The organism is Streptomyces sp. NBC_01428 (genome assembly GCF_036231965.1).
Lineage (GTDB): Bacteria > Actinomycetota > Actinomycetes > Streptomycetales > Streptomycetaceae > Streptomyces.
Genome location: NZ_CP109499.1, coordinates 7708987 through 7724300, shown reverse-complemented (window position 1 = coordinate 7724300; position 15314 = coordinate 7708987). Strand labels below are relative to the sequence as shown.

At 71.7% G+C, this 15314-nt stretch carries 14 protein-coding genes; 10 read left to right on the top strand and 4 right to left on the bottom strand.

The genetic code is table 11. The features are described from left to right. The 6 genes from OG406_RS33545 (at position 1) to OG406_RS33520 (ending at position 7693) form a co-directional block, all read left to right on the top strand. On the top strand, positions 1-963 hold the full coding sequence (locus OG406_RS33545) for an ABC transporter ATP-binding protein (RefSeq protein ID WP_329189351.1): 963 nt from the start codon (positions 1-3) through the stop codon (positions 961-963). A gap of 7 nt (positions 964-970) precedes the next feature. Then, positions 971-3538: an ABC transporter permease gene (locus OG406_RS33540; protein WP_329189349.1), complete on the top strand. Its 2568-nt coding sequence runs from the start codon at positions 971-973 to the stop codon at positions 3536-3538. Between the two features lie 122 nt (positions 3539-3660). Further along, on the top strand, positions 3661-4086 hold the full coding sequence (locus tag OG406_RS33535; protein WP_164374759.1) for a GNAT family N-acetyltransferase: 426 nt from the start codon (positions 3661-3663) through the stop codon (positions 4084-4086). Between the two features lie 257 nt (positions 4087-4343). Next, entirely contained in the window at positions 4344-5669 is a 1326-nt protein-coding gene (locus OG406_RS33530) for a hemolysin family protein (RefSeq protein ID WP_164374760.1), read from the top strand. Further along, the gene (locus tag OG406_RS33525; protein ID WP_164374761.1) at positions 5666-6679 is read left to right on the top strand and encodes a hemolysin family protein; all 1014 of its coding nucleotides are present in this window, start codon (positions 5666-5668) and stop codon (positions 6677-6679) included. Before OG406_RS33530 ends, OG406_RS33525 begins: the two co-directional genes overlap by 4 nt. A 198-nt stretch (positions 6680-6877) precedes the next feature. Then, on the top strand, positions 6878-7693 hold the full coding sequence (locus tag OG406_RS33520) for an SGNH/GDSL hydrolase family protein (RefSeq protein WP_266611756.1): 816 nt from the start codon (positions 6878-6880) through the stop codon (positions 7691-7693). An 806-nt stretch (positions 7694-8499) separates the two neighbouring features. Here the strand turns inward: OG406_RS33520 and OG406_RS33515 are convergent. Together OG406_RS33515 and OG406_RS33510 are read right to left on the bottom strand one after the other, a co-directional pair. Beyond that, the gene (locus OG406_RS33515) at positions 8500-9870 is read right to left on the bottom strand and encodes a BN159_2729 family protein (protein ID WP_329189345.1); all 1371 of its coding nucleotides are present in this window, start codon (positions 9868-9870) and stop codon (positions 8500-8502) included. After that, on the bottom strand, positions 9867-10448 hold the full coding sequence (locus tag OG406_RS33510; RefSeq protein ID WP_329189343.1) for an RNA polymerase sigma factor: 582 nt from the start codon (positions 10446-10448) through the stop codon (positions 9867-9869). Before OG406_RS33510 ends, OG406_RS33515 begins: the two co-directional genes overlap by 4 nt. Before the next feature lie 451 nt (positions 10449-10899). Here OG406_RS33510 and OG406_RS33505 point away from each other — a divergent pair, with 451 nt between their 5' ends. The 4 genes from OG406_RS33505 (at position 10900) to mug (ending at position 14028) form a co-directional block, all read left to right on the top strand. Further along, positions 10900-11376 (top strand): transcriptional regulator, encoded by a 477-nt coding sequence (locus OG406_RS33505; RefSeq protein ID WP_164374765.1) that lies wholly within the window; start codon positions 10900-10902, stop codon positions 11374-11376. Positions 11377-11382: 6 nt separating this feature from the next. Further along, positions 11383-11958 carry a hypothetical protein gene (locus OG406_RS33500; RefSeq protein WP_164374766.1) on the top strand — a complete coding sequence of 192 codons (576 nt, stop codon included), beginning with the start codon at positions 11383-11385 and terminating at the stop codon, positions 11956-11958. Positions 11959-12040: 82 nt separating this feature from the next. Further along, the gene (gene purB, locus OG406_RS33495) at positions 12041-13483 is read left to right on the top strand and encodes an adenylosuccinate lyase (RefSeq protein ID WP_329189340.1); all 1443 of its coding nucleotides are present in this window, start codon (positions 12041-12043) and stop codon (positions 13481-13483) included. Then, positions 13480-14028, top strand: a complete 549-nt coding sequence (gene mug / locus OG406_RS33490) for a G/U mismatch-specific DNA glycosylase (protein WP_329191063.1) — start codon at positions 13480-13482, stop codon at positions 14026-14028. Before purB ends, mug begins: the two co-directional genes overlap by 4 nt. Before the next feature lies 1 nt (position 14029). Here the strand turns inward: mug and OG406_RS33485 are convergent, their stop codons facing one another. Further along, positions 14030-14473, bottom strand: coding sequence for a hypothetical protein (locus OG406_RS33485; protein WP_326843670.1), 444 nt, complete (start codon positions 14471-14473; stop codon positions 14030-14032). Positions 14474-14532: 59 nt separating this feature from the next. Beyond that, the gene (locus OG406_RS33480; RefSeq protein WP_329191062.1) at positions 14533-15300 is read right to left on the bottom strand and encodes an ABC transporter permease subunit; all 768 of its coding nucleotides are present in this window, start codon (positions 15298-15300) and stop codon (positions 14533-14535) included. Positions 15301-15314: the final 14 nt, after the last annotated feature.

The window sequence follows — 15314 nt, the reverse complement described above, 5'->3', positions numbered from 1 at the left end:
TTGTCCACAGCTGCTGCGGAGCAGGCACCCGGCCGCGCGGAGGGGGACGGGATCGCCGCCCGCGCCCGCGGTCTGACGAAGGCGTACGGCTCGGGCGAGACCGCGGTGCTCGCCCTCGACTCGGTCGACGTGGACATCGCGCGGGGCCGGTTCACCGCCGTGATGGGCCCCTCGGGCTCCGGGAAGTCCACCCTCATGCACTGCCTGGCCGGGCTCGACACCGTCTCGGCCGGACAGGTCTGGCTGGGCGACACGGAGATCACCGGGCTGAAGGACCGTGAACTGACACGGCTGCGCCGGGACCGGATCGGCTTCATGTTCCAGTCGTTCAACCTGATCCCGACACTGAACGCGGCGGAGAACATCACGCTGCCCATGGACATCGCGGGCCAGAAGCCCGACCGGCAGTGGCTGGACCAGGTCATCGACACGCTGGGACTGCGGGACCGGCTGAAGCACCGGCCCGCCCAGCTGTCCGGCGGCCAGCAGCAGCGCGTGGCCTGTGCGCGGGCGCTCGCCTCCCGGCCGGAGCTGATCTTCGCCGACGAGCCGACCGGCAACCTGGACTCCCGCGCCGGGCTCGAGGTCCTCGGCTTCCTGCGCGAGGCCGTCGACGAACTGGGCCAGACCGTCGTCATGGTCACGCACGACCCGGGCGCGGCCGCCCACTCCGACCTGGTGCTCTTCCTCGCGGACGGGCGGATCGTGGACGAGACGCAGCGGCCGACCGCGGAGGCGGTGCTGGAGCGGATGAAGCGCTTCGACACGGTCCGCGTGACCTACGACGGCCGCGAACCCGGGGGCACCCCGGCGGACGCCGGCGGGTCCGGCGGCATCCCGGCCCCGGGCGGGCCCGGTGGGACGCCTCGCGCGGGCGGCACCACCGAGGGCCCTCCCCCGACCGCCTCGGGCAGCGGCTCCGCCACGGCCGGCTCCGCCGACGTGACCCTCGACAAGGACTGAGGCGGCTGTGCTCAAGGCGACCCTGCGGAGCTTTCTCGCGCACAAGGGCCGGCTGCTCCTGTCTGCGCTCGCCATCGTGCTGTCGGTGGCGTTCGTCGCGGGCAGCCTCATCTTCTCGGACACGGTGACCCGCACGTTCGACCGGCTCTTCGCCTCCACCTCCGCGGATGTGACCGTGGAGCCGAGGAACGACCTGAACGCGCAGCTGCCGACCGGCGCCACCGAGACCGTGCCGGCATCGCTCGCGGACCGGATCGCGAAGGTCGAGGGAGTCGCCGCGGCCCGGATCGACGCCTCGGTCGAGAACGCCCCGGTCGTGGACAGCGCGCACCGGTCCGTCGGCCCGACGACCGGCGCCCCCACCATCGTCACGGACTGGCAGGTCACCGACCGCAGTCCGGTGAAGCTGACCTCCGGACACGCGCCCCAGGGCGACGGCGAGGCGCTGCTCGACGCGGACACCGCCGACAAGAAGCATCTCGGCATCGGGGACACGCTCACCGTGCAGGCGCAGCCCGGGTCGTTCGAGGTGCGGATCGTCGGGATCGCGACCTTCACCACCACGAACCCCGGTGCCGCACTGGTCTTCCTCGACACCGCGACCGCGCAGACGAAGCTCCTCGGATCCACCGGCGTCGCCACGAGCATCTCCGTGGACGCGACGAAGGGCGTCGGCGACGCGACGGTCAAGCAGCGGATCGCCGCCGAGCTGGGCGCCGGCAGGTACGACGTGAAGACGGCCGACGAGCAGGCCGAGTCGTCGGCCGAGCAGCTCGGCGGTTTCCTGGACATCATCAAGTACGTGATGCTCGGCTTCGCCGGGATAGCCGTGCTCGTCGGCATCTTCCTGATCGTCAACACGTTCTCCATGCTGATCGCCCAACGCACCCGCGAACTGGGCCTGTTGAGGGCGCTCGGCGCGGACCGCCGCCAGGTGCGCCGGTCGGTGCTCACCGAGGCGCTGCTCCTCGGCCTGGTCGGTTCGACCCTCGGCCTCGCCGCGGGGATCGGGCTCGCGGTCGGTCTGATCAAGCTGATGACCGCGTTCGGCATGAACCTGAAGTCCACGGAGATGGTGATCGGCTGGCCGACACCCGTGGCGGCGTACGTCGTCGGGGTGGGTGTCACGTTCGTCGCCGCGTATCTGCCCGCCCGGCGCGCGGCGACCGTCTCGCCGATGGCGGCCCTCGCCGACGCCGAGGTCGCCGGGGTCGGGAAGCCGTTGCGGACGCGGGCCGTCGTGGGCCTGGTCGTCGGGGCGGCCGGAGCGGCGGCGCTCGCCGGATGCGCGGCCGCGTCGAAGACGTCGACGTCCGCCTCGCTGCTGGGACTCGGTGTCGTCCTGACGCTGATCGCCACGGTGATCGCCGGGCCGCTGCTGGTCCGGCCGGTGATCCGGGTCCTCGGAGGCGCCTTCCCGGCGCTCTTCGGCTCGGTCGGCCGGATGAGCCAGCGCAACGCCCTGCGCAATCCGCGCCGCACCGGCGCCACCGCCGCCGCGCTCATGGTGGGGCTCGCCCTGGTGGGCGGGATGTCGGTGGCCAGCGCCTCCATGAGCAAGTCCTTCGACAGCCAGATCGACAAGACGCTCGGCTCCGACTTCGTGCTGCAGAACGACAACTTCGTTCCGTTCTCCAAGGAGTTGACGGACAAGGTGCGCGCCACCGAGGGCGTGGGGCTCGTCGTCCGGCAGCGGTTCACGCCGATCGCGGTCCGGTTGCCGGACGGCAGGCGCATCGAGACGTCCGCTGCGGCCTACGACCAGCGGCTCGACGACGTCGCCCACATCACGTACGCGCGGGGCGACACCGCGGCGGCACTCGCGGACGGACGCATCGCCATGGACGCGACGTTCGCCGAGGACCACGGCGTCCGGGTGGGCAGCACGATTCCCGTCGAGTTCCCGGCCGGCCGCAGGGCCGACCTGACGGTGGGCGCGCTCACCGACCAGGCGGGCAGCGGCGGGTTCGGTATGCAGGGCGGGCTCGTCGTCGGCTTCGGCACGGTCGAGAAGTACGTGCCCGGCGGGCAGGACTCCGCGCTGTACGTGAACGCGAGCCCGGGCACCGACGCGGACCGGTTGCGCCCACGTCTGGAGAAGACCCTCGACCCGTACCCCCAGGTACAGGTCCGCGACCAGGCCGACTACAAGAAGCTGGTGCACGACCAGATCGCCGTGCTGCTCTACCTCGTGTACGCCCTGCTCGGGCTCGCCATCGTCATCGCGGTGCTCGGTGTCGTGAACACCCTCGCCCTGTCGGTGGTCGAGCGGACCCGCGAGATCGGGCTGCTGCGGGCCATCGGGCTCGGCCGCCGTCAGCTGCGCCGGATGATCCGGCTGGAATCGGTGGTCATCGCCGTGTTCGGGGCCGTGCTCGGTCTGGCGCTGGGGCTCGTCTGGGGCGTGTGCGTCCAGCGGGTGCTCGCTCTCCAGGGGATGGAGGAACTGGCCGTCCCCTGGACGACGATCGTGGCGGTCGTGGTCGGCTCGGCGCTCGTCGGCGTCGTCGCCGCACTGCTCCCGGCGCTGCGGGCGTCCCGAATGAACGTCCTCGCGGCCATCGCCCACGAGTGACCGCCGTGCCGACGGCCGACCGGGGTCTCCTCGCGCACCGGTCGGCCGCCCACCGGTGGCCGACAGCCGTCCGGATGGTGGAATCCGGTGCCACGGCACGGCCCGCGTGATGGGATCGGCCCATGACCGACCTGCGGATACGGGCCGCCGCGCCCGAGGACCTGGACACGGTGCTCGCCTTCTGGAGGACGGCCGCCGAGGGCACGAGCATCAGCGACGACCGCGACGGCGTAGAGCGGCTGCTCGCCCGGGACCCCGGGGCCCTGCTCCTCGCGGAACGGGACGGGGAACTGGCCGGCACGGTGATCGCCGGCTTCGACGGCTGGCGCTGCCATCTGTACCGGCTGGCGGTGCATCCGGACCGGCGACGGCTCGGCATCGGCTCGGCGCTGCTCGCCGCCGCGGAGGAACGTTTCGTACGGCTCGGCGGGCGGCGCGGGGACGCGATGGTGCTGCGGCGGAACGAGTCGGCCCACCACGCCTGGCGCGCCGCCGGGTACGCGCCCGAGGAGCACTGGCGGCGCTGGGTGAAGCCGCTCGGCGCGTAGCGGGTGTCGTCCGGACCGGTCGGGGGAACCGGACTGGTCCCAGCGACACTCCCCTGGTTCCTTGTCAGGTACGGGGGCCACCAAGGAGAACGCTTTGCTCTTCCTTTACCCTTGGTGGACACTCCGTCCTCCTACGAAAGGTGTGAGCGTCCGCCCATGGGCGAACCTCCCAGTACCCGGCGCCGTGCTCGTCACGGTGGCCGCGGACATCGCGCGATCCCCCCGACCCTGGCCGATCATGGGACGGAGGTGACCCGATGACCGAAGTTCTCCTGCTGCTGGTGGCCGTTCTGCTCTCGCTGGCCTGCGGCGCCTTCGTGGCGGCGGAGTTCTCGCTGACCACGGTCGAGCGCAGCGAACTCGAACGTGCCGTGGAGCGCGGCGAGCGGGGCGCCTCGGGTGCCCTCAAGGCCGTACGCAACCTCACCTTCCAGCTGTCCGGCGCCCAGCTCGGCATCACCGTGACCAACCTGGTCGTCGGCATGCTCTCCGAGTCCTCGATCGCCAAGCTGATCGCGGGCCCCCTGGAGTCGATCGGCGTTCCGGCCTCCGCGTCGCGTTCGGTGGCCCTGGTCATCGGTACGGCGCTCTCGACCCTCTTCCTGATGGTCGTGGGCGAGCTGGTGCCGAAGAACTGGGCGATCTCCACGCCGCTGGCCGTGGCCAAGCGCGTGGCGACGCCGCAGCGCTGGTTCAGCGCGGCCTTCCGTCCGTTCATCGCGCACCTCAACAACACGGCCAACCACGTCGTGCGGCGTTTCGGCCTCGAACCCGCCGAGGAGCTGGCCTCCGCGCGCGGGCCGCAGGAGCTGGTGGCGCTCGCCCGGCACTCCGCGAAGGAGGGCGCGCTGGAGGCGGACACCGCCGAGCTGTTCGTGCGCACCCTGAACCTCGCCGACCTGACCGCGGAGAACGTGATGACGCCGCGCGTCCAGGTCATCGCCCTGGACATGCAGGCGACCTGCGAGGACGTGGCGAACGCGACCCGGGCGACCGGCCTGTCCCGCTTCCCCGTCTACCAGGACAGCCTCGACGAGGTCGTCGGTGTGGCCCACATCAAGGACGTCCTCACGGTCCCCGCCGAGGAGCGGACCCAGACTCCCGTCGCCCGGATCATGCGGGAGACGCTGCTCGTGCCGGAGTCGCTGACCGTCGACCGCCTGCTGGACCGGCTGGCCGGCAAGCGCACGATGGCCGTGGTCATCGACGAGTACGGCGGTACCGCCGGTGTCGCCACGCTGGAGGACATCGTCGAGGAGGTCGTCGGCGAGGTCCGTGACGAGCACGATCCGCACGAGACGCCCGACATCGCGCCGGTCGGCACGGACGACTCCGGCCGGACGCTGTACTCGGCCGACGGGTCCGCCCGTACGGACCAGCTCGCCCGGGTCGGACTGCGGGTGCCCGACGGTCCGTACGAGACCCTGGCCGGTTTCGTCGCGGCCGAGCTGGGCCGCATCCCCGCCGAGGGGGACGCCGTCGAGGCCACCGGCTGGCGGCTCGACGTGGTGGACGCCTCGGGACGACGGGCCGCCCGCGTGCTGCTGCACGCGCCGCACGACGCCGAGGAGACCGCGCGATGACCGCCGTACAACTGCTGATCGGGCTCGCGACGCTCGTCGTGAACGGCTTCTTCGTGGGCGGCGAGTTCGCGCTGATCTCGGTGCGCCGCAGCCAGATCGAGCCGCACGCGGAGCAGGGCGACCGACGCGCACGCAGCGTGCTGTGGGGTCTCGAGCACGTCTCCGCGCTCCTCGCCACGGCCCAGCTGGGTATCACGCTGTGCACCCTGGTGCTCGGCATCGTGGCCGAACCCGCGATCGCGCATCTGCTGGAGCCGGTGTTCCACGCAGTGGGCGTGCCCTCCGGCGCCGGCCACGCCGTCTCCTTCGTCATCGCGCTCAGCCTGGCGACGTATCTGCACATGCTGCTCGGTGAGATGGTGCCGAAGAACGTGGCGCTCGCCGAACCGGTGCGGACGGCGCTGCTGCTCGGACCGCCGCTGGTCGCCCTCTCACGCGCCCTGCGTCCGGTGATCTTCACCGTCAACGCCTTCGCGAACGGACTGCTGAAGCTGTTGCGGGTGGAGACCAAGGACGAGGTCGTGGCGACCTTCTCGGACGACGAGCTGGCCCGCCTCGTGAAGGACTCCGGCGCCGCCGGGCTCATCGACGACCGGGCCCAGGAGCGCCTGCACGACGCTCTGGAGCTGGGTCGTCGGCCCGTGCACGACGTCGTGCTCCCGGTGGAACGGGTCGTCTACGCGCATGCGGGCATCACGCCCGAGGAGCTGGAGCGGCTGTCCGCCGAATCGGGCTTCTCCCGTTTCCCGGTCGTCGACGACGGCCGTCGCATCCTCGGGTATCTGCACGTCAAGGACGCGCTGGACGCCACCCCGCGCGACGTGCCGTTCCGGGTGGAGGACATGCGGCTCATCGCCCGGGTCCGGGAGAGCACTCCCCTGGACGACGTCCTGACGGCCATGCGCCGCAGCCGGACGCACCTCGCGGCGGTGATGGGCAGCGACGGACGCCTCGCGGGCCTGGTGACCATGGAGGACGTCCTGCGGGAGCTGTTCGGACAGCCGGTCTAGGAGTCGCGCTTCCGGTCCAGGAGTCGGACTCCCGGTCTCGGAGTCGCGCTTCCGGTCTCGGAGCGGATGCCGGTGCCCGGCGGACGGCTGTCGTCCGCCGGGCACCGGTGTGCGGCGGGCCGGCCCAAGGGGTCGGCTCCCGCGGTGGTGGACCCGACCGACCGTTGAGTATGTGTTCGGGTTACCATCTTTCCCGCCATGCAGACGAATGCCACCTACACCAGTCTTGTCGCGGTCGGCGACTCCTTCACCGAGGGCATGTCGGACCTGTTGCCCGACGGTTCCTACCGGGGCTGGGCCGACCTCCTCGCGGCCCGGATGGCGGCCCGCGCCCCCGGTTTCCGCTACGCCAACCTCGCGGTGCGCGGCAAGCTGATCGGGCAGATCGTCGCCGAGCAGGTCGATGTCGCCGCCGCCATGCGTCCCGACGTGATCACGCTCGTCGGCGGCCTGAACGACACCCTGCGGCCCAAGGTCGACATGGGACGCGTCCGGGGTCTCCTGGAGGAGGCCGTGGAACGGCTCGCCCCTGCCTGCGAACAACTCGTCCTGATGCGCAGCCCGGCGCGCAACGGCCCGGTGCTCGAACGCTTCCGTCCGCGCATGGAGGAGTTGTTCGTCGTCGTCGACGACCTTGCGAAGCGGCACGGAGCGCTGGTGGTCGACCTCTACGGGGCGCCCTCGCTCGCGGACCCGCGCATGTGGGACGTGGACCGGCTGCACCTGACCGCCGAGGGACACCGCAGGGTCGCCGAGGCCGTGTGGCAGACGCTCGGATACGACGGCGAGGACCAGGAGTGGCGCACCCCCATGGGGCCGACGACCCTGCCCGGCTTCGTCTCCCGCCGCACCGCGGACGCCCGCTTCGCCCGGCAGCATCTGCTGCCGTGGATCGGCCGGCGCCTGACGGGCCGCTCGTCCGGCGACGGCCTCCCGGCGAAGCGCCCGGACCTGCTGCCGTACGAGGGTCCTGTCACGGGAAGCCATGGCACGGAGTCCGTGCACGGGAGCTGAATCCGTACCCCCCGGGGATCGCTCCACGGGACACCGGGCCGGAGGAACGGCACGGGCGGGCGCGTGAACGAAGGGCGCCGCTGCCGGGGCATCCACGGTACGGCCGGTCCTGTCACGCGCGGTTCGCGGACGGCTTCCGCCGTGCCTCTCCGTCGAGCGGCACGGCGGCCATGCTCCGCATGACAGGCAAGCTACCGCCTCGCGCCGTGGCCTCCACAGGGCGCACGGGGGGGCGCTCGACGGCGCGACGCCCTCCGACGGCGCGTGGGGAAGCGCTCCCGGGCACTACGGCTGGGCCCGGCGTGAGCACCGGGCCCAGCCGACGACCCCTTCAGCTTTGCGGAGCATGGAAAGGAGCCGTCCCACCACCCGGATCGGATGGCGAGCAACGGGCCGGCCGGGAACCCGGCCGGGTTCAGCATCCAAGCACTCATGCGGGGACCTGAGAAGTACGCCCCCCGGCGCCACGGGGCCGACGGGCCGCAGCGGGGTCGCCCGGGCGAACGGCGGAGCGACGGACTCGTACCTTTTCACCCTGTCGCACCATTCGTGGACGGATCAGGGCCGATGTGCCCCACCGACGCCACCCCGTCACCGCGCGGCCGAGGGAGAGAACCGGCCATGACGAAGGCGTTCGCCTACAGCCCTCGGGGGAGGTTCTGGGCCAGGTGCAGTACGGCGTTCCGACGACCAGGTGGACACGTGACCGTGCTTCCTCTGGTGCAGCGGTGCCGGTGGGCACAGGTGAGAAACAGTCACCCCAAGCGGAGACCTCGCGGCTGGGCTGGCTGGTTTACGCCGCTCGGCTACCCGTCTCCCCCGTCGGTGCCCGCGGTGGGCGGGGCGGCGGGAGCCAGCGGTCCGTGGGCCATGACGATGGCGGCCAGCGGGTACGGCGGACCGGCGGTGCCGCGCAGGACCAGCAGCGGCATGCCGCGTTCGTCCTGTCGCCGTCCGAGCGAGAGCCAGACGCGGTCGGACCGGTCGGTCTGCCCCACGCCGAGGTCGTAGATCCGCCCCCAGAGGTAGAAGGGGTCGGCTGCGGCGTCGCTGGCCTCCTGGAGAAGTTCGGGGACACCGTGGGCGGTGAGGTGGACCGCGACGCCGTCGAGGGTCCCGGCGGCCACCTGCGCGTGTCCGGCCGTCCTGGTGCGTACGTTGCGGGCCGCGCCGATCGCGTCGAGCCAGTACTCCCAGTCGGCCAGACAGGTCGCCTTGATGGCCACGGTGACGCGCTCGCCGTCCGCGGTGATCCGCATGGCCTCCAGGCGGGCGAGGTGGTCCGACTGGAGGGTCGCGGCGACGGAGACCGCGCGGGCGGAGGCGGTGTCCCATCCGGCGGTGCGGGACCGCGCTGCCGCCGGGCGCACCCGGGGCACCTGTCCGTCCACCGGTTCGGGCACCGGTTCGGGCACCGGTGCGACAGCGAGTCCGTGCACACGGTCGGCTCGGGACGCGGTCTCCAGCGCGGCGGCCTCTTCGCGGCCGGCCGCGATCTCGTGTCCGCGCAGCGCCTCGGGTGCGGCGGCCACCGCGTATCCGTGCGCGGCCTCGTGTCCGGCGGAGCCCTCGGCCCCGTCCTCGCCGGGGCTTCCCTGGCCGACCCCGTTTCGGGTCCCGTTCTCGATCCATTTCTCGCGGCCCTTCCGGTGCCCGCCGCCGTAGCCGATCTCGGGCACCCCCGCGACACCGGATTCATGGCCGTACTCGCGCCGGTGTCGGTGCTCGTGATCGTGTTCGCCTTCCCGCCCGCCTTCGCCCTCGGCCTCGCCCTCGGCGGAGGGACGCCCCGCACCGCGGTCGGCGAGGTGCAGGACGATGGCGCCACGCGCACCCGGGACGAGGGGCAGCGCCGCCGGGCCGCGGTCGTGCCGGGGTTCGGGTTCCTCGCCGCCCGGCAGCAGCCCCCGGCGGTTCAACGCGGTGGCGATCCGCATCGCGACCTCGCTGGGGTATCCGCAGTCCTCGACGATCGTGTCCACGGCCACCCGATAGGGCTCCGGGCCGTTGCGCCAGGCCTCGACCTGGGTCCGCAGCCGTTCGAGGACTCCGGCGCCCCCGACCTCCACGAGCCGTCCCTGCGCCTCCAGTTCGGCGACGAACTCCCGCGCGAAAGCGCCGAGTTGATCGGCGAGATCCGCTTCCACCGCCGTCCGGCCCCCGGGCGCGGGGGTCATGCCGCCACACCCAGGAACTCGCTGCGCAGCTTGGCCAGGGCCCGGAACTGCAGGGTCTTCACCGCGCCCTCGGTCCGCGCCATGTGCCGGGCGGTCTCCAGGACCGACAGCTCCATGAGGAAGCGCCGGGTGAGGACTTCGCGCTGGGGCGGCCGGAGTTGGCCGAGCGCCTGGCGCAACAGCTCCTCGTCCAGGCCGATCAGCACGGTGTCCTCGGTGCTGACGGTGAGATCCTCGTCGAAGCCGAGCATGTCCTCGACGACGAACTCCCGCCGCTGTGCGCTCTTGCAGTGGTCGATGACCTTGTTGCGCGCGATGGTGATCAGCCAGCCCACGAACCCGACACCGCGGTAGGTGAACGTGCCTCGTTTCATCCAGGCGTTGAGGAAGGTCTCGCCCGTGATGTCCTCGGCGACCTGCCGGTTGCGCACGCGACGCTGTACATAGGCGAGCACCGCGGGGTGGTGCAGTGCGTAGAGCTCCCCGAACGCGTCCCGGTCGCCCGCGAGGGCGCGGGCGATCAGGGCCGGTTCTCTGGTGTTGGACCGCGGTGTGGCGGCCTTAGCCTCGGCGATCAAGGCCTACTCCGTTCATGAGTGGATGAACTGTGGTGGGCGGGTGCGCTGACGGTCTGCCGGGCGGCGGATGGTGTGACGGTGTGTTCCGGCCGTGGCCGGCTCCGGGCGCGTGTGCGGCCCGGGCCTCGTGAGCGAGGTTCGTGCGGTCGCGCGGTGCCCCCGCCGCCGCCTCGCAGGTCCGCACCGTGATCGAGCGGACGCCGAGGCGGGGCGCAGAGGTCCCCACGACCAGGACTTGCATACGTGCGACTAACTCACAGTCATGCAACATATGCAACTTGCGTACACGTACGCAAGTTGCTTCGCGGTACAGCCGCACGACTTTTTGGCCTGAACTGGCGTACGAACAGCGCCCCTTGGCCTGTCGCGACGAGATCGCTCCAACTGACCTGCGACGATAAGCGCGTGCAAGTCGTGTGCAAGTTGCATACGTGCGCGCTACTCTCCGGGCATGCGGAGCATGGAAGAGTCCCCCCACGAGTCCCGCGGTGAGCGACAAGCTCTCGCAAGGAGGGTTGGCGAGTACCTCACGAAAGCCGCGACCGCGGCCGGGTACGACGTCCGCCCACGAGCCGGCGGCCGGGCCCAACTGGCCGTCTCGATCGGAGTGAGCCTGACGACGATCAGCAGAACACTGGAGGGGAAGACGCTTCCCCTCCCCTCACAACTGACGACATGGGCGTCGGTGCTCGGTCTCGACCAACGGGAGATGTTGGTCAACAGCGGCATGCTTTCCCCGGAACACGGGCCTCAGCCGACGATCCGGAGGGTGGCCTCGGCGTCACTCACGCCGGAGGAGGCCATGGACGCGTGGGGAATCACCGATTACAGAATCCGCACGATGCTCAACGGGAACATCGTCCAGGCGATCGAGCTCCAGAAAGACCTCGACGCAGGCGACGACCGGGGGGCCACGGCAAGGGGGTAACGAAACGTGGCGTACAGACTGGCAATCGCGTCCACCGCCAGCTGCACAGCCGGCGGGACATTCGTGGGCGAGGGCGTCTGGCAGCGTACGTGGGAACTGGCGGCCGTCGGGGGCACGCTCCTGACCGTGGGCGTCGCGGGGCTGCTGGCCGCCCTGCTGCGCCACACGCTCAGCCAGGTCGAGGCCCGCACACGGCGCGACCTCGGCGTGCTGGCGGAGCACCGGAGGCGTCTTGAGCTGGACATGCAGATGCGCGAAACGGACCTGTCCCGGCGCGAGCGGGCCCTGGCCCGCAGCACCACCATCACGGCGATGCGGCTCGCGAGTCACGCCAGGGCGGTCGACCAGTCGCGCAACGAGAACGCGGCGCTGCGCGCCAGGAACGCGCAGCTGATGGAGGAGATCGAGGAGGTCAACGACGAGCGGAACCAGCTGATCACCACCGAACTCAGCCTGGCCCGCGACCGTTTCACCACCAAGACGTACGGGGGTCTGCGCGCGGTGGTCGGCAGTGATCAGCCCCATCCGGACCCGCACGCGCGAGCGGGTTACGAGACCCGACCACCGCGCTCGGGATCATGAGTCCGGAGGTTGCCGTCCAGGGATCATGAGGCCCGACCCGCGGTACGGGAGCGGCTCTGTTCAGCCGGTATGCTCCGTACACGTGACTGCCGCGCCTGCAAAGCCCCGTATCCCCAACGTCCTCGCCGGACGCTACGCCTCCGCCGAGCTCGCCACGCTCTGGTCCCCCGAGCAGAAGGTGAAGCTGGAGCGTCAGCTCTGGCTCGCCGTGCTGCGCGCACAGAAGGACCTCGGGATCGAGGTGCCGGACGCCGCCGTCGCCGACTACGAGCGCGTCCTCGACCAGGTCGACCTCGCCTCCATCGCCGAGCGCGAGAAGGTCACCCGGCACGACGTGAAGGCCCGCATCGAGGAGTTCAACGACCTCGCCGGGCACGAGCACGTCCACAAGGGCATGACGTCCCGCGACCTCACGGAGAACGTCGAGCAGCTGCAGATCCGCCTCTCGCTGGAGCTGATGCGCGACCGCACGGTCGCCGTCCTCGCCCGGCTGGGCAGGCTCTCCGGCGAGTACGCCGAGCTGGTCATGGCGGGCCGCTCGCACAACGTGGCCGCGCAGGCCACCACCCTGGGCAAGCGTTTCGCGACGGCCGCCGACGAGCTGCTCGTCGCGTACGGCCGCCTCGAGGAGCTGCTCGGCCACTACCCGCTGCGCGGCATCAAGGGTCCCGTCGGCACGGCGCAGGACATGCTGGACCTGCTCGGCGGCGACGCGGCCAAGCTCGCGGACCTGGAGCAGCGGATCGCCGGGCACCTGGGCTTCTCGCAGGCCTTCACCTCCGTCGGCCAGGTCTACCCGCGCTCCCTGGACTACGAGGTCGTGACCGCGCTGGTGCAGCTGGCCGCCGCCCCGTCCTCGACCGCCAAGACGATCCGGCTGATGGCCGGGCACGAGCTGGTCACCGAGGGCTTCAAGCCCGGCCAGGTCGGCTCCTCGGCGATGCCGCACAAGATGAACACCCGCTCCTGCGAGCGTGTCAACGGCCTCATGGTCATCCTGCGCGGGTACGCGTCGATGACGGGCGAGCTGGCGGGCGACCAGTGGAACGAGGGCGACGTGTCGTGCTCGGTGGTGCGCCGCGTCGCGCTGCCGGACGCGTTCTTCGCGCTGGACGGTCTGCTGGAGACCTTCCTGACCGTCCTCGACGAGTTCGGCGCGTTCCCGGCCGTCGTCGCCCGTGAGCTGGACCGCTACCTCCCGTTCCTCGCGACGACCAAGGTCCTGATGGGCGCGGTGCGCGCCGGCGTCGGCCGCGAGGTCGCCCACGAGGCGATCAAGGAGAACGCGGTCGCCTCCGCCCTCGCGATGCGCGAGCAGGGCACGGAGCGCAACGAACTGCTCGACAAGCTCGCCGCGGACGAGCGCATCCCGCTGGACCGTGCGCAGCTGGACGAGCTGATGGCCGACAAGCTGTCGTTCACCGGCGCCGCCGCCGACCAGGTCGCCGCCGTGGTGGCCCGCGTCGACGAGATCCTGAAGCAGCACCCGGAGGCCGCCGGCTACACGCCGGGGGCGATCCTCTGACGCGGCTCACCCCCGCGGACCTGGAGGCCGCCCGCGACCGGCTCGTGCCGGATGTCGTCGCGGACGGCCTCTCGGTGCTTTTCTGCGGCATCAACCCGGGCCTGATGACGGCTGCCACGGGCCATCACTTCGCCCGGCCGGGCAACCGGTTCTGGCCCGTGCTGCACCTGTCCGGGTTCACACCGCGGCTCATGAAGCCCGCCGAGCAGGAAGAACTGCTCTCCTACGGGCTGGGCATCACCAATGTGGTGGCGCGGGCGACCGCCCGGGCCGACGAACTGAGCGCCGAGGAGTACCGCGAGGGCGGCCGGCTGCTCGCCGAGCGGGTGGCACGGCTGCGCCCCACGTGGCTGGCGGTGGTCGGTGTGACCGCGTACCGGGCGGCCTTCGACGACCGGAAGGCGCGCATCGGCCCTCAGGAGCGGACCATCGGGTCGAGCCGGGTGTGGGTGCTGCCCAACCCCAGCGGGCTCAACGCGCACTGGACCGCCGCGACGATGGCCGAGGAGTACGGCCGTCTGCGGTCGGCCGCCGAGGCCTCCTGAGTCACGGCGGGTCCGTCACGGTGACCAGGGCCAGGAGCTGGAACGGCAGTTCGCGGCCCCACCGCCCTATGCCGAGGGCGATCCAGCGCTCGCAGCCGTCCGGTCTCCAGAGGTGCAGGTCCGGCACGCGAGAGCTCAGGTCACCCCAGGGCTCCGGTATGTCCTCACCGCTCGTCGACCGCTCGAGGACACTCGCCAGGCTGACGCATTGCGGAGGGCCCCACCGCCCGGTGAGCAGCTGCGACAGTCCGTCCCGCTCGGCCTCGAACTGCTCCTCCGTCTCCGCGCGCGTCGCGCCGTCCGTGTCCCAGAAGTCCTCGCTCGTCACTAACTCGGCCACGTGGTACCCGGGTCCGGCGGTTCCGTCGGCGGAGCGGCCGTGCTCCGCGGGGAACTCCTCGGAGCACAGCCGGTCGATCGTGGCGAGATGCTGTGCGATGGTCATGGCCTCCAGTAAAGCGCCCGGCACTGACAATTGGCGGGGCGTCAGAGGACCGTCGGGGGTCAGGCGTCCCGGCGCCGGACGCTCCGGGCTCCGGCGCCGAGCGCGGCGGCGGTCCACAGAGCGGTCACCCCGAGACCGGTCCAGGGACCGAGCGTGCCGTCCTGCGTCCGGTGCAGGACCAGTTGGCCGGCCTTGTCCGGGAGGAGGCCCGCCACGCTTCCCGACGCTCCGCCGACGACGAAGGACACGATCAGCAGGAACGGGATCAGCATGCTCAACGTGGCGACTCCGCTGCGCAGTACGGCCGTCAGGCCCGCCGCGAGCAGCGCCATCAGGGTCAGGTAGAGCGCGCAGCCGACGACCGCGCGGACCTTCTCCGCAAGACCGAGGCCGTCCGCCCGGGCACCGAGCACGGACGTCCCCACGAGCAGTCCGGTGACTCCGGTGACCAGGCCGACGACGAGGACGGGGGTGGCGATCGCCACCGCTTTCGCGCGATACCAGCGCCCTCGGTCGGGAACCGCAGCCAGCGACAACCGCAGTGCTCCGTCCCGGTATTCGGCCGCCATCGCCTGCGTGCCGAAGGTGATGGCGGCGATCTGTCCGAAGCTCACTCCGAAGAGAGCCGAGAACAGCGGGTCGAAGTCCGGGCCCCTGGAGTCGTCGAGTCCGGCGAGCGCGGAGAAGGCCACGGTGGTGAGGAGGACGGCGAGCAGGGCGAGGACGAGCGGACGCAGGGTGCGGATCTTGATCCACTCGGCGCGGAGGGCGGGCGCGAAGCCCCCGGGACGGCGCGCGGGGGTGGCGTCCGGTTCGGTCAGGCCCATGGTCGCGGCGGTGT